Raw genomic sequence first — 14,085 nt, 5'->3', positions numbered from 1 at the left:
GCCAGGTCGCGGTCAGGTCGTCCGCGCCGTGCGGTCAAGTCCCGGTCGGCCCGTCAGCGGCGCGGTCGGCCCGTTCGCGCAGCACGGTCAGCGCCTTGTCGGCGTGCGCGTTCATGGCGAACTCGGATTTGATGACTTCGATCACGGTGCGGTCGGTGTCGATGACGAACGTGTGCCGCTTCACGGGCAGTGGGCCGAAGCGGCGCTTCACGCCGAACGCCGCGGCCACCGCGCCGTCGCCGTCGGACAGCAGCGGGTAGTCGAAGTCGTTCAGCGTCGCGAACTGGTTCTGCCGCTGCACCGAGTCCGGGCTGATCCCCACCCGCTGGGCCCCCACCTCGGCGAACTCGGTCGCCAGGTCCCGGAAGTGGCAGCTCTCCGCGGTGCACCCGGAGGTCATCGCGGCGGGGTAGAAGAACAGCGCCACGGGCCCGTCGGCGAGCAGGTCGGACAGCGCGCGCGACGTGCCGTCCTGGTCGGGCAGGGTGAAGTCGGGTGCCTGGTCGCCGGGCTTCATGGAGGTCCTTCCGCAGGGTGCCGATCACGTCTCGCAGGGTGCTCGCGACAGGGCAACCGTACGGTTCTCGCTAATCTCGTACCAGGCCGGGAGGTGTGAGTTGACGAGCATGTCCGACGTGGCGAGGGCGGCCGGGGTGTCCGCGGCGACGGTGTCGCGGGCGCTGCGCGGCGAGCCCGGCGTGTCCGACGCGACCCGCCGGTACGTCACCGAGGTCGCCAAGCGCATGCGGTACGCGATCGCCCGGGACGCGTCCAGCCTCGCGGGCGGGCGCCGGTACGCCGTCGCGGTGCTCACCGCCGACGTGGGACGGGGCGACCTGCTCGCGGGCGCGGAGGGCGCGTTGCGGCAGGCCGGGTACGACGTGCTGCTCTACGTGCTGCGCGACGCCGACGCGCGCAAGCGGTTCTTCGAGGAGCTGCCGCTGGCCCGGCGGGTCGACGGCGTGCTGGCGCTGGCGGTCAACCTGACCGCCGCCGAGGACGCCGCGCTGGCGGGCCTGGACGTGCCCGTGGTCGCGGTGTGGGACGACGACCTGCGCGAGGCGCTGCGGCTGGCCGTCGGCCACCTCACCGGGTCGGGTCACCGGGACGTCGCGCTGGTCCTGGCCGGCGACATCGACGAGTCCTACGACGAGGTGCTGGTCGCCGAGGGGCTGCCGGTCCGTCCCGAGTGGACGCTGTGGTCGTCCTCGACGGTGGCGGGCGGCGAGCAGGTGGTGGACGCGCTGCTGGACGGGGAGCGGCTGCCGTCCGCGGTGATCAGCACGAGCGGCGAGGTGGCGCTCGGCGTGCTCCTGCGGCTGCGCCGCGACGGGCGCGACGTGCCGGGCGACGTGTCGATCGTCAGCCTGGAGGGCACGGACCTGGCCCGCGCGGTCGGCGTGACCGCGGTGGAGGGCGCGTGGCGTGAACGCGGCGAGCACGCCGTGGAGGTGCTGCTGGCCCGGTTGCGCGGCGAGGAGGACCGGACCGAGCCGCCCCCGGTGCGGCTCGTGGTGCGCGAGTCGACCGGACCGGTCCGCCGGATGTGACCGCGTGAACACCGGCGAACAGGTTTGGACGTCACTCGGCCGGGTTATTAACCACGGGCAACTTCCTGCAACCTTCGGGTGACCACTCGTCACCGGTCTGGATCCCAACCGACGGGGAAGGCGAAGCTGTCCGACGTGGACGACGAGCTCGCGGCACTGGCCGAGGCCCACGGCGTGGCCACCCACTACGAGGACGCCAACCAACGCCGAGCGGACGTCGACCCCGATGTGGTCGTCGCGGTGCTCGCGCAGCTGGACGTGGACGCCTCGACGCCGGAGGCGGTGCGACGCGCGCTCGCCACCCCGAAACCACCGCCGAGCACGATCGTCCTGCGCGAGGGCGACGTGCTGGACGAGACCCGCGCGGGCGGGGCCCGCGAGGTCGAGCTGGAGGACGGCGGCCGGGTCGAGCTGCCCGCGGCCCTGCCGGCGGGCTACCACAAGCTCGGCGCGCGGACCGTGATCGTCGCGCCGCGCCGGCTCCCACCCGTCCCCCGGTCGTGGGGGTGGATGCTCCAGCTCTACGCGATGCGCTCGGCCGAGTCGTGGGGCATGGGCGACTACGCCGACCTCGCGACCCTGGCCCGGCGCAGCGCGGCCGAGCTGGGCGCGGGCGTGCTGCTGGTCAACCCGGTGCAGGCGGTCAGCCCGACCCTACCGGTGGAGCGCTCGCCCTACTCCCCGTCGAGCCGCCGCTTCGCCAACCCGCTCTACCTGCGGATCTCCGACCTGCGGGCCTACCGGGACGCCGACGCCGCCACCCGCGCCGAGATCGACGCGCTGCGCCCGCCCGACGACACCGAGCTGATCGACTACGACGCCGTGTGGACGGCCAAGGCGAAGGCGCTCGAACTGCTCTGGCGGCACGAGGAGCACCGCGCGCCCGAGGGCGAGCTGCTGGACTTCGCCCGGTTCTGCGCGCTGGCCGAGGCCCACGGCCCGGACTGGCGCGAGTGGCCGCCGGCGCAGCGCGACCCGGCGACGGCCACCGCCGACCCCGAGCGGGTGGCGTTCCACGCGTGGTTGCAGGAGCTGTGCGAGCAGCAGCTGGCCGCCGCGCGCCGGGCCGCGCGCGACGCGGGCATGGCCGTCGGCGTCGTGCACGACCTGCCGGTCGGCGTGCACCCCGGCGGCGCGGACACGTGGGCGGTGCGGGACGCGTTCGCCGCGGACGTCACGGTCGGCGCGCCGCCGGACGCGTTCAGCCGCCTGGGCCAGGACTGGGGCCTGCCGCCGTGGCGGCCCGACCGGCTCGCCGAGCAGGGCTACGAGCCGTTCCGGGCCGTGGTGCGCAGCGTGCTGCGGCACGCGGACGGCATCCGCATCGACCACGTCGCGGGACTGTGGCGGCTGTGGTGGATCCCGCCGGGCGAGGCGCCCAAGCGCGGCACCTACGTGCACTACGACCCGGACGCGATGCTGGCCGTGCTGACGCTGGAAGCGCACCGGGCGGGCGCCGTCGTCGTGGGCGAGGACCTCGGCACGGTGGAGCCGAAGGTCACCGAGGCGTTGCACGAGCACGGGATGCTCAGCTCGGCGGTCCTGTGGTTCCAGCGCGAGTACGACCTGCCGGGGCACCCGCTGGTCCCGCCGGAGAAGTGGACCGCGTCGGCGATGGCCAGCATCTCCACCCACGACCTGCCGACGGTGGCCGGGTTCCTCGCCGCCGAACACGTTCGGGTGCGAGCCGAACTGGGGCAGTTTGACGGGCCGGTGGACGGGGAATATGAGGCAGCCGAGCGAGAGCGTGGCGAACTGCTCGAACTCCTCAAGCACGAAGGTGTCCCTGCCGATGACTTGGTTACCGGGTTCCACGCCCTGCTCGCGAAGGTCCGCTCCGTGCTGGTGCTGACCTCGCCGCAGGACGCGCTGGGCGAGACGCGCCAGCCGAACCTGCCAGGCACCACCGACCAGTACCCGAACTGGCGAATCCCGTTGCCCATCCCGCTCGCCGACCTGTTCGACGACCCGGGCGTGCGGCGGGCGGTGGCGGCGCTGGCCGCCGGTCGCCCGTCCGCAGCAGGCGGGAATGGTCCGTGATGAAGCGAAACGTGCACGTCACAGCGCGCGGCCCGGCCGCGGAGTATCGTCAGCCAGTCACCCGCGCCATGGTTGGAGGTGGCAGTCACCCGTGAACACCGACTTGATGACCCGCACCGGGCTCGTGCCCGAGCAGATGGTCCCCCAGAGCAGTCCGGCAAGTGTCCTGGAGTCGACCGTCGAGAAGGTCCTGGTGGACGTCCGGCCCTCGAACCTGGCCGACCCGCTCGCCGGGGCCGGGCACGCCGAAGAGTCCCTGAGGGACGCCCTGCGGCGCGTCGAAGCCGGGTCGGACGACGCGCTGACCCAGGCCGTGGCCTGCGCCAGCGCCGCCTGCGACCACCTGCGCTACGGCGAACTGCAAGAGGCGAGGCTGCTCCTCGTCGCGGCCCGCGGTCAGCTCGTCCGGTCGCACGGCGGCCGGTCCTGATCCAGACCGGTAGGGGTCGGATCGTTCACGCTCGTCCGGAGGAATAACCCTGTGCGGCCCTGGCCCGGAACTCCTTATCCGCTCGGCGCCACCTATGACGGCGTCGGCACCAACTTCACCCTCTTCTCGGAGGTCGCGGACTACGTCGAGCTGTGCCTGTTCGACGCCGACGGCGCCGAAACGCGCGTGCGGCTGCCCGAGGTGGACGGCTTCGTCCACCACGGCTACCTCCTCGGCGTCGGTCCCGGGCAGCTGTACGGCTACCGCGTGCACGGACCGCACGACCCGGCACGCGGCCCGCGCTGCAACCCGAACAAGCTGCTGATCGACCCGTACGCCAAGGCGATCGCCGGCGACGTCGACTGGGACGAGTCGCTGTTCGGCTACCGGTTCGGCGACCCGGACACGCGCAACGACCTCGACTCGGCGGGCCACGTGCCGCTGTCGGTCGTGGTCAACCCGTTCTTCGACTGGGCCAACGACCGCCCGCCGAAGACCCCGTACAACGAGTCGGTCATCTACGAGACCCACGTGCGCGGCCTCACCATGCAGCACCCCGAGGTGCCGCAGAGCCTGCGCGGCACCTACGCGGGCCTGGCGCACCCGGCGGTGATCGACCACCTCAAGGGCCTCGGCGTCACGGCGGTCGAGCTGATGCCGGTGCACCACTTCATCACCGATCACGGACTGCAGGAAAAAGGCCTCCGGAACTACTGGGGCTACAACACGATCGGGTTCTTCGCGCCCCACGCCGGCTACACCGCGATGCCGGAGACCGGGACGCAGGTCCAGGAGTTCAAGGGCATGGTGCGCGCCTTGCACGAGGCGGGCATCGAGGTCATCCTGGATGTGGTCTACAACCACACCGCCGAGGGCAACCACCTCGGTCCCACGCTCTCCATGCGCGGCATCGACAACCAGGCGTACTACCGGCTGGTGGACGACGAGCCGAAGTTCTACATGGACTACACGGGCACCGGGAACTCGCTGAACGTGCGCAGCCCGCACACGTTGCAGCTGATCATGGACTCGCTGCGGTACTGGGTGACGGAGATGCGGGTCGACGGGTTCCGGTTCGACCTGGCCGCCACCCTGGCCCGCGAGTTCTACGACGTGGACCGGCTGTCGACGTTCTTCGACCTGGTGCAGCAGGACCCGGTGGTCTCGCAGGTGAAGCTGATCGCCGAGCCGTGGGACGTCGGGCCGGGCGGCTACCAGGTCGGCAACTTCCCGCCGCTGTGGACCGAGTGGAACGGCAAGTACCGCGACACGGTGCGCGACTTCTGGCGCGGCGAGCCGGCCACGCTCGGCGAGTTCGCGTCCCGCATCACCGGGTCGTCGGACCTGTACCAGGACGACGGCCGCCGCCCGTACGCGTCGATCAACTTCGTCACCGCGCACGACGGGTTCACGCTCAACGACCTGGTGTCGTACAACGACAAGCACAACGACGCCAACGGCGAGGACGGCCGCGACGGCGCGGACGACAACCGGTCGTGGAACTGCGGCGTCGAGGGGCCGACCGACGACCCCGAGGTCAACGACCTGCGGGCCAGGCAGCGGCGGAACCTGCTGGCCACCACGCTGCTGTCGCAGGGCGTGCCGATGCTGCTGCACGGCGACGAGATCGGCCGGACGCAGCAGGGCAACAACAACGCCTACTGCCAGGACACCGAGCTGTCCTGGGTCGACTGGACGTTGGCGGAGAAGAACCGCGACCTGCTGGAGTTCGCCTCGGCGTTGACCGCGTTCCGCCGGCAGCACCCCGTGCTGCGGCGGCGCCGGTTCTTCCAGGGCAAGCCGATCCGCAAGGGCGACGAGCTCCGCGACATCGCCTGGTTCACACCTTCGGGTGAAGAGATGACGGAGCAGAACTGGGGCGACGACTTCGGCCGCTGCGTCGTGGTGTTCCTCAACGGCGAGGGCATCCCGGACCTCGACCCGCGGGGCATGCGGGTGCTGGACGACTCGTTCCTGCTGGCGTTCAACGCGCACCACGAGGACATCGAGGTCACCCTGCCGGAGGAGGGCTACGGTCCGCAGTGGACGGTCGTGGTCGACACCGCGACGGGCGAGGTCGCGCCGCCGGGCCAGGGCGAGGTGGTGCCGGGAGGCGGCTCGCTGACCCTGGTCGCCCGCTCGCTGGTGGTGCTGCAGCGGTTGGAGCAGGAGTGACGGAATTGTCAGACCCCGCCGGTAGAATCAAACCAGGGGTCCCTGAGGGGGGACGCCCGCGGAGCTCTTCGAACGCGGGGGAGCCCCCGGCGTCGACCTACCGGGTGCAGTTCACGCCCGACTTCACCTTCGCCCACGCCGAGGCCGTGGTCGACTACCTGGACGCGTTGGGTGTCGGCGCGCTGTACGCCTCGCCCGTGCTGGAGGCCGTGCCCGGCTCCACGCACGGCTACGACGTGGTCGACCCGACCCGGGCGCGCGAGGAGCTGGGCGGCGAGCCGGGGCGGGTGGCGCTGCACGAGGCGCTCAAGCGGGCCGGCCTCGGGTTCGTGCTCGACATCGTGCCCAACCACATGGCGGTCGGCCACGACGAGGTCAACCAGTGGTGGGCGGACGTGCTCCGGCACGGCCGGGGGTCGCGGTACGCGAAGTACTTCGACGTCGACTGGGAGTCCGGGCCGCTGCTGCTGCCCTTCGCCGCCGACGAGGCGTCGGAGGAGGAGCACGAGCACTACCGGCTGGCGTTCTGGCGGCGCGGCAACACCGAGCTGAACTACCGGCGGTTCTTCGACATCACCACGCTGGCCGCGGTGCGGGTCGAGGACCCGGAGGTGTTCGACGCGACCCACGGCGAAGTGCTGCGGTGGGTCGCGGCGGGCGAGGTGACCGGGCTGCGGGTCGACCACCCCGACGGCCTGGCCGATCCCGGCGGGTACGCGCGGCGGCTCCGGGACCGCGCCGGGGTGTGGCTGGTGGTGGAGAAGATCCTCGGCGCGGACGAGCGCCTGCCCGCGAGCTGGCCCGTCGACGGCACCACGGGCTACGACGCGTTGCGCGAGGTGTGCGGGCTGTTCGTGGACCCGGCGGGCGAGGCGGCGTTCACCGCGCTGGCCGAGGAGTTCGGCGTGCCGGCGGACTTCGCCGCCGTCGAGCACGAGTGCCGGGACCTGGTGACCCGCACGATCCTGCGCGCCGAGGTGCGGCGGATCGCCGCCCTGGTGCGCGACGCGGACCAGGCCGAGGCCGAACGCGCGGTGGCCGAGGTGATGGTCAACTTCCCGGTCTACCGCTCCTACCTGCCCGAAGGGCTCGACGCGTGGGAAGCGGCGGTGACCGCGGCGAGGTCGCCGGCGGCGGCGGCGCTGGACCGGCAGGTGCGCGCCGAGCCGCAGGGCGAGCTGGCCACGCGGATCCAGCAGACGTCCGGCATGGTGGTCGCGAAGGGCACCGAGGACACCGCGTTCTACCGCTACACCCGGTTCGTGGCGCTCAACGAGGTCGGTGGCGCGCCGGACCGGTTCGGGGTGCCGCCGGGCGAGTTCCACGCGCGTGCGGCGTCGCGGGAAGCGGGGTCGCCCACGACGATGACGGCGTTGTCGACGCACGACACGAAGCGCTCGGAGGACGTGCGGGCCCGGCTCGCGGTGCTGGCGGAGCTGCCCGGCGAGTTCGCCGAGTCGGTGCGCCGGTGGAACGCCGCGCACCCGATCGACGAGCCGTCGTTGGCCATGCTGGCGTGGCAGTCGCTGGTCGGCGCGTGGCCGATCACCGCCGACCGGATGCGCGCCTACCTGGACAAGGCGGCCAAGGAGTCGAAGGTCCGCACCACGTGGGTCGACCACGACGAGGCGTTCGAGGCGGCCGTGGCGGCGTGGCCGGAGCAGGTGCTGTCCGGTCCGGTGGCGGCCGAGGTGGCGTCGTTCGTGGAGCGGATCGTCGTGCCCGGCTGGTCCAACGCGCTCGGCCAGAAGCTGGTGCAGCTCACCGCGCCCGGTGTGCCGGACGTGTACCAGGGCAGCGAGCTGTGGGATTTGTCGCTGGTCGACCCGGACAACCGGCGACCGGTGGACTACGAGGTGCGGCGGCGGCTGCTGGACCGGCTCGACGACGGCTGGCTGCCGGACGTCGACGACTCGGGCGCGGCCAAGCTGCTCGTCGTGCAGCGCGCGCTGCGGTTGCGCCGGGACCGGCCCGATCTGTTCCGCGGCTACCGGCCGCTGGAGGCGTCCGGGCGGACCGCACCGCACGTAGTCGCGTTCGAGCGGTCGGGTCTGGTCGCGGTGGCGACCCGGCTTCCGGTGGGATTGGCGAACGCGGGCGGCTGGGGCGACGCGGTGCTGCCCCTGCCGCCGGGTGAGTGGACCGACGTGCTCACCTCCCGCCCGGCCGACCCGCTGCTGGCCGGGATGCTGGACCGCTACCCCGTGGCACTGCTGGTAAGAGGAGATCGGTGAGTTTCTCGGTGTGGGCGCCGGCGCACGAGCGCGTCCGGGTGCGGGTGGACGGTCGGGACCACGAGATGACCGCCGGCGCCGGCGGGTGGTGGCACGCCGAGGTGGCCGGGGTGGACTACGGGTTCCTGCTCGGCGACTCCGACGACGTGCTGCCCGACCCGCGCTCGTCCTGGCAGCCGAACGGGGTGCACGCCGAGTCACGCGTCTACGACCACTCGGCGTTCGAGTGGACCGACCAGGCGTGGACCGGGCGCGCGCTGCCCGGCGCGGTGATCTACGAGCTGCACATCGGCACGTTCACGCCCGCCGGCACGTTCGACGGCGCGGTGGGGCGGCTGGACCACCTGGTGGAACTGGGCGTCACGCACGTCGAGGTGCTGCCGGTGAACTCGTTCGACGGCACGGCGGGCTGGGGCTACGACGGCGTGCTGTGGGGCGCGGCGCACGAGCCCTACGGCGGACCGGACGGGTTCAAGCGGTTCGTGGACGCCTGCCACGGGCGCGGACTGGCCGTGGTGCTGGACGTCGTGTACAACCACCTCGGGCCGTCCGGCGCGTACCTCGACCGGTTCGGGCCGTACTTCGCGGGCAGCAACGACTGGGGGCCGGGTCTCAACCTCGACGGCGAAGGCTCCGACGAGGTGCGCCGGTACGTCGTGGACAACGTGCTGGGCTGGCTGCGCGACTTCCACGTGGACGGGCTGCGGCTGGACGCCGTGCACGCTCTCGTGGACCGCAGCGCGCTGCACGTGCTGGAGCAGATGGCCGTCGAGGTGGACGCGCTGTCGGCCGCCGTCCGCAGGCCGTTGACGTTGATCGCCGAGTCGGACCTGAACGACGCCCGGCTGGTGACCGCGCGGGAAGGCGGCGGCCTCGGCCTGCACGCCCAGTGGTCCGACGACCTGCACCACGCGCTGCACGTGGCGTTGAGCGGGGAGACGTCCGGCTACTACCCGGACTTCGAGGGCGCGCTGGGCAGGACGCTGCGCGAGGTGTTCCTCCACGCGGGCACGTGGTCGTCGTTCCGGGGCAGGCGCCACGGCCGCCCGGTGGACCGCGACCGGCTGCCCGGCTACCGGTTCCTCGCCTACCTGCAGAACCACGACCAGGTCGGCAACCGCGCCACCGGCGACCGGCTGTCGGCGACGGTGCCGTGGCGGCGGCAGGCCGTGGGCGCGGCGATCGTGCTGTGCTCCCCGTACACGCCGATGATCTTCATGGGCGAGGAGTGGGCGGCGAGCACGCCGTGGCAGTTCTTCGCGTCGTTCCCGGACCCGGAGCTGGCCGAGGCGGTGCGCACGGGGCGGCGCCGCGAGTTCGGCCGGCACGGGTGGGGCGAGTCGGAGGTGCCCGACCCGATCGACCCGGAGACCGTGCGGCGCTCGACGCTGCGCTGGGACGAGGTGTCCGAGCCCGGCCACCGGGAGCTGTTCGACCTCTACCGCGCGTTGATCGCGCTGCGCCGGTCGCGCCCGGAGCTCGCGGACCCGCGGCTGGACCGGTTCGCGGTGCGCGAGGAGGGGCGGGTGCTCGTGCTGCACCGGGGTTCGCTGCGGGTGCTGTGCAACCTCGGGGACGACGCCGAGGTGCGGCTCGACGTCGAGGTGGGCGAGGTGCTGCTCGCGTCGGCGGAGGTGGAGGTGGACGGGCAGGCGGTGCACCTGCCCGCCGACTCCTTCGCCATCGTCGAGCGCGCGCCGGTCACGCCCCCGGATCGGGGACGAGCCAACCGACCTCGGTGAGCTTCTCGGCCAGCAGCCGACCGGCCGACTCGACCTGGTCGGCCAGCTGTCTTCGCACTTCCGGCCGGTCGTCGCCGGAGTACCGAGCCGCTTCGTAGGCCGCGACCAGACCGCGTGCCGCGCTCACCACCTCCACCCCGGGCCACTCGGGGACGGCGAGGTGGCCGTCGTCCGGATCGGGCACGGGTGCTGCCGCGGGTGCGGGCTCGGCGGAGACGTGGACGGCGCGCACGGCCTGCCTCGGCCCCAGCTCGGTGGCGAGGTCGAGCAGCTTCAGCGCGATCGTGTGCAGCTTCACGTTGTGGTGCTGTGACATCCGCACGAGCAGCTGGAACCCCTCTTGGGGGGTGCAGCCCTGCACCGCGGATATCAAGCCGGTGGCCTGCCCGATCACGGTGCGCGTCTGCACCGCTTTGCGCAGCCCCACGATCTCGGCCTCGAGGCTGGCGATCCGCGCGGTCAGCGAATCGTCATGCCCGTTGTCCCCGACCACGGTCGGGCTCCTCTCTCGCACGTCGGTACCGGTCAGCCAGGCCAGCAGTGCGAGAACGTCCGGACACGCGGGTGCCAGCACCCGGCAAGCCCACAGCTCTCGCTGACCCTGGTGCCCTCGCGGGCGCCGGGTGGCTTGCGGCTGGCTTTTCAACCGCGTAGACGATCACCGTAGTAGAGGACGGGCGGTGCGGTGCAACTGGAGGGGTTTCAGCGTGGCGGCAGCACGCAGAACTCGTTGCCCGCCGGGTCGGCGCACACCACCCACGGCAGGCGCGGGTCGGCGTCGACGACGCGTGCGCCGAGGCCGGTGAGCCTGGCCACCTCCGCGTCCCGGTCGCCGCCGGGCGCGAGGTCGAGGTGCAGCCGGTTCTTGGTCCGCTTCGGCTCGGCGACGGGTTGCGGCAGCAGCATCGGGCCGGCGCCGGTCAACTCGGTGTACTCCACCCCTTCGGGGTCTTTCCAACGGCGCGTCACGCGGTGCCCGAGAGCCGCGCACCAGAACTCCTCCAAGGCGCTGACCTGGCCCGGAGGGCAGTCCACGGCGATGGCGACGATACGTGCGGTCATGTCGTCGGAGTTTCCCCGTCCGGGCGACGGGTATCCCTCGGCAGACGGAAGAGTCCTGACGAGAGGAACGGTCATGGGGACCGACGACAAGGTCAGCAACAAGGCCGAGGAGCTCAAGGGCAAGGCGAAGGAAGCGGTCGGTGACGCCACCGACAACGAGCAGTGGCAGGCCGAGGGCCGCGCCGACCAGGCCAAGGGCTCGCTGAAGCAGGCGGGGGAGAAGGTCAAGGACGCGTTCCGCGGCGACGACCGCTAGTCGTGCCGCCGGCTGATCGCACTTCCAGCGCCGCCGAGTTCGTGCCCGAGGGCGCGGACCTGGCGGCGCTTCGCCGTGCCGCGGCCGGCTGCCGGGGCTGTGACCTGCACGAGCCGGCCACCCAGACGGTGTTCGGCGCGGGACCGGCCGACGCCGGCCTGGTGCTCGTCGGCGAGCAGCCCGGCGACGTCGAGGACCGGCAGGGCGAGCCGTTCGTCGGGCCCGCCGGCCGGCTGCTGGACAAGGCGCTGGACGAGGCCGACCTGGCGCGTGAGGGCGTGTACCTGACCAACGCGGTCAAGCACTTCAAGTTCGTGCCCGCCGAGCGCGGGAAGCGGCGGATCCACAAGTCGCCGTCACGCGGCGAGGTCGTGGCCTGCCTGCCGTGGTTGCGGGCGGAGCTGGCGCAGGTCCGGCCCGCGCTGGTGGTGTGCCTGGGCGCGACGGCGGCCAAGGCCGTGCTGGGCGCCTCGTTCAAGGTCACCGAGCGCCGTGGCCAGGTCGAGCGGGGCGAGGACTACGACGTGATCGCGACCGTGCACCCTTCGGCGGTGCTGCGCGCGCCCGACCGCGACGAGGCGTACCGGAAGTTCCTGGCCGACCTGCGGGTCGTGCGCGCCCACCTGGGCGAACGGTCTTCCGGAACGTGAAACGGCCCCCTGACCGCTTCCCGCACCAGGTGCGGGCCGAGCTGGACTGGGCTCGGGGTCACGGGGGCCGGGTGGCTGCCTGGGATTCGCCCAGACCACCTGGGAAAGGTCGGTCCTAGCGGACAGCCACCTCACGACGAGTCCTATAGCTATTCAACTTCGGACCACCTCCTTCCTCGTGTACCTCGAACTTATGCGAGCCCACGCGACTCTCGCAACGTAAATTCCGTGTTGGCTCCGGGGCCGATCCGATGCGGAGCGGTCTGCGCGGTGGGTTCGCCCAGCGCGACGTCTGATTCCCGCCGGACCGGGACGCGCCGGCGGGGCACGATTCGCGGCATGGACTTCGACGGCAAGGTCGCCCTGGTCACGGGCGGCAGCAGGGGTATCGGCGCGGCGATCGCGGTGCGGTTGGCGGAGCTGGGCGCGGATGTGGCGATCACCTACCGGACCAGCCCGGGTGACGTGGTCGAGCGGGTGCAGGGGCTGGGGCGGCGGGCGGTGGCCGTGCGGGCGGACAGCGGTGACGCGGCGGCGGTGGTCGCGGCGGTGGAGGAGACCGTCGCGGTGCTGGGGCGGTTGGACGTGCTGGTGAACAACGCGGGCGAGTTCGTTGTCGGACCGGTGGAGGAGCTGGGGGTGGCGGAGTTCGACCGGACGTTCGACGTGAACGTGCGGGCGGCGTTCGTGGCGGTCAAGGCGGCGTTGCCGCACCTCGGCGCCGGCGGGCGGGTGATCGGCATCGGCAGCAACGTGGCCGAGCGGGCGGTGTTCCCCGGGTTCTCGCTGTACTCGGCGTCCAAGGCGGCGTTGGTGGGCATGACGAAGGCGTTGGCGAGGGAGTTGGGGCCGCGGGGGATCACGGTGAACCTGGTGCACCCCGGCGCGACGGACACCGACATGAACCCGGCGGACGGCGCCGTTTCCGACGTCGTGCGCGGCTTCACGGCCTTGGGGCGTTACGCGGAGCCGGCGGAGATCGCGGCGGCGGTGGCGTTCCTGGCGTCCGACGAGGCCCGTTACGTGACGGGCGCGCAGCTGCACGTCGACGGCGGCTTCACCTCCTGACCCGCGAGAGTCCTACGTTCACGCCGCGAGAGTCCTACGTTCACGGCACCCGAGTTCACCGTTCGGCGCAGGCTTGGCGTTGCCTGAGCGTTGAACTCGGGGTGCGCGGACGTAGGACTCTCGCGTGCTGGACGTAGGACTCTCGCGGGTTAGCTCGCGTTCACGTCGATGCAGGCGTAGAACGCGTTGGAGGTGTCGCCGATGTTCCAGATGGCGAGCACCGTCTGACGGCCGGACGCGCCCAGGTTCACCGTGTGCGACACGGTGGCCGGGGGCTGCTGCATGCCGCCGTCGACGAAACCGACCCGCCTGCCGCTGACGTAGTACTCGTAGTTCGCGGTGCGGTGCCGTGCGGTGAAGGTCCAGTTGAACGTGACGGTCCGGCCGGTGTTCGCGACCTGCCAGCCCTTGTTGTTGTCGTTCAGCTCGGCGAACCGGGCGACGCCGCCGTTGCAGCTGCGCAGGCCCTGCGGGCCTTCGACGCTCTGCGGCTCCCACTTGATGTCGCCGCACGACACGACGCCGCGGGCGCACTGCGCCTGACGACTGGCCGGCGACGAGACGTACCCGTGCGCGAACGCGGGCGCCGAGGGCAGGGCGATCGTCACGAGCGGCGCGGCGAGCACGCCTGCCGCCACTGCGGCGATCCTTCGGCGGAGTGACATGTGGACTCCTCTGATCGGATGGGCGGAAACGCTTGTGGCGAACGCCAACCCGAGCGCGCTGGGTGGTGCGTTCACCCAAACGCGGCGGCCGGTCTAGACCATACTCTCTGTGATTGGTCGGTGACAACCGTCAACTGGTCGGTTGAGGCCGGACCGGGGTCGTATTCGGCCGGGTGGAGGGAGATCGCGTCCGTCGCCCGACTCCTCCGCCGC

The 14,085-nt window shown here is 72.3% G+C and carries 13 protein-coding genes; 9 read left to right on the top strand and 4 right to left on the bottom strand.

Annotation, left to right across the window (positions count from 1 at the left end):
- Positions 1–34 precede the first annotated feature (34 nt).
- The gene (locus tag ACQPYE_RS29600) at positions 35–517 is read right to left on the bottom strand and encodes a peroxiredoxin (protein ID WP_498716068.1); all 483 of its coding nucleotides are present in this window, start codon (positions 515–517) and stop codon (positions 35–37) included.
- Between the two features lie 109 nt (positions 518–626).
- Between ACQPYE_RS29600 and ACQPYE_RS29595 the strand changes: the two genes are divergently transcribed.
- The 6 genes from ACQPYE_RS29595 (at position 627) to treZ (ending at position 10,171) form a co-directional block, all read left to right on the top strand.
- Positions 627–1,550: a LacI family DNA-binding transcriptional regulator gene (locus ACQPYE_RS29595; protein ID WP_498716066.1), complete on the top strand. Its 924-nt coding sequence runs from the start codon at positions 627–629 to the stop codon at positions 1,548–1,550.
- A 135-nt stretch (positions 1,551–1,685) separates the two neighbouring features.
- Positions 1,686–3,590, top strand: coding sequence for a 4-alpha-glucanotransferase (gene malQ, locus ACQPYE_RS29590; RefSeq protein ID WP_498716065.1), 1,905 nt, complete (start codon positions 1,686–1,688; stop codon positions 3,588–3,590).
- Between the two features lie 91 nt (positions 3,591–3,681).
- Entirely contained in the window at positions 3,682–4,020 is a 339-nt protein-coding gene (locus tag ACQPYE_RS29585; RefSeq protein ID WP_498716064.1) for a hypothetical protein, read from the top strand.
- A 51-nt stretch (positions 4,021–4,071) separates the two neighbouring features.
- On the top strand, positions 4,072–6,195 hold the full coding sequence (gene glgX / locus ACQPYE_RS29580) for a glycogen debranching protein GlgX (RefSeq protein ID WP_498716063.1): 2,124 nt from the start codon (positions 4,072–4,074) through the stop codon (positions 6,193–6,195).
- 104 nt (positions 6,196–6,299) lie between these two features.
- The gene (gene treY / locus ACQPYE_RS29575; RefSeq protein ID WP_498716061.1) at positions 6,300–8,429 is read left to right on the top strand and encodes a malto-oligosyltrehalose synthase; all 2,130 of its coding nucleotides are present in this window, start codon (positions 6,300–6,302) and stop codon (positions 8,427–8,429) included.
- Entirely contained in the window at positions 8,426–10,171 is a 1,746-nt protein-coding gene (gene treZ / locus ACQPYE_RS29570) for a malto-oligosyltrehalose trehalohydrolase (RefSeq protein WP_498716060.1), read from the top strand. Before treY ends, treZ begins: the two co-directional genes overlap by 4 nt.
- On the opposite strand, the gene ACQPYE_RS29565 is transcribed toward treZ, so the two are convergent.
- Positions 10,131–10,664, bottom strand: a complete 534-nt coding sequence (locus tag ACQPYE_RS29565) for an ANTAR domain-containing protein (RefSeq protein ID WP_498716058.1) — start codon at positions 10,662–10,664, stop codon at positions 10,131–10,133. The genes treZ and ACQPYE_RS29565 overlap by 41 nt on opposite strands.
- Before the next feature lie 209 nt (positions 10,665–10,873).
- Positions 10,874–11,233 carry a VOC family protein gene (locus ACQPYE_RS29560; RefSeq protein WP_498716056.1) on the bottom strand — a complete coding sequence of 120 codons (360 nt, stop codon included), beginning with the start codon at positions 11,231–11,233 and terminating at the stop codon, positions 10,874–10,876.
- 73 nt (positions 11,234–11,306) lie between these two features.
- Between ACQPYE_RS29560 and ACQPYE_RS29555 the strand changes: the two genes are divergently transcribed.
- The 3 genes from ACQPYE_RS29555 to ACQPYE_RS29545 all read left to right on the top strand — a co-directional run bounded on the left by ACQPYE_RS29555 (position 11,307) and on the right by ACQPYE_RS29545 (position 13,207).
- Positions 11,307–11,489, top strand: coding sequence for a CsbD family protein (locus ACQPYE_RS29555; protein WP_498716054.1), 183 nt, complete (start codon positions 11,307–11,309; stop codon positions 11,487–11,489).
- A gap of 2 nt (positions 11,490–11,491) precedes the next feature.
- Positions 11,492–12,139 (top strand): UdgX family uracil-DNA binding protein, encoded by a 648-nt coding sequence (locus ACQPYE_RS29550; RefSeq protein ID WP_498716052.1) that lies wholly within the window; start codon positions 11,492–11,494, stop codon positions 12,137–12,139.
- A 339-nt stretch (positions 12,140–12,478) separates the two neighbouring features.
- Positions 12,479–13,207 (top strand): SDR family NAD(P)-dependent oxidoreductase, encoded by a 729-nt coding sequence (locus ACQPYE_RS29545; protein WP_498716051.1) that lies wholly within the window; start codon positions 12,479–12,481, stop codon positions 13,205–13,207.
- A 149-nt stretch (positions 13,208–13,356) separates the two neighbouring features.
- Here the strand turns inward: ACQPYE_RS29545 and ACQPYE_RS29540 are convergent, their stop codons facing one another.
- On the bottom strand, positions 13,357–13,872 hold the full coding sequence (locus tag ACQPYE_RS29540) for a lytic polysaccharide monooxygenase auxiliary activity family 9 protein (protein WP_498716049.1): 516 nt from the start codon (positions 13,870–13,872) through the stop codon (positions 13,357–13,359).
- Positions 13,873–14,085: the final 213 nt, after the last annotated feature.

The sequence above is a fragment of the Actinosynnema sp. CA-299493 genome (assembly GCF_050946825.1).
Lineage (GTDB): Bacteria > Actinomycetota > Actinomycetes > Mycobacteriales > Pseudonocardiaceae > Actinosynnema.
Note: the sequence above shows the minus strand (reverse complement) of the source record. Positions and strands in the feature narration are given on the sequence as shown.

What these genes read in the sequence shown, in the direction of transcription:
- ACQPYE_RS29595 (WP_498716066.1), top strand. Translation starts at nt 627, where the DNA reads ATGTCCGACGTGGCGAGGGCGGCCGGGGTGTCCGCGGCGACGGTGTCG.
- ACQPYE_RS29555 (WP_498716054.1), top strand. Translation starts at nt 11,307, where the DNA reads ATGGGGACCGACGACAAGGTCAGCAACAAGGCCGAGGAGCTCAAGGGC.
- ACQPYE_RS29560 (WP_498716056.1), bottom strand. Translation starts at nt 11,233, where the DNA reads ATGACCGCACGTATCGTCGCCATCGCCGTGGACTGCCCTCCGGGCCAG.
- ACQPYE_RS29545 (WP_498716051.1), top strand. Translation starts at nt 12,479, where the DNA reads ATGGACTTCGACGGCAAGGTCGCCCTGGTCACGGGCGGCAGCAGGGGT.
- ACQPYE_RS29600 (WP_498716068.1), bottom strand. Translation starts at nt 517, where the DNA reads ATGAAGCCCGGCGACCAGGCACCCGACTTCACCCTGCCCGACCAGGAC.
- ACQPYE_RS29540 (WP_498716049.1), bottom strand. Translation starts at nt 13,872, where the DNA reads ATGTCACTCCGCCGAAGGATCGCCGCAGTGGCGGCAGGCGTGCTCGCC.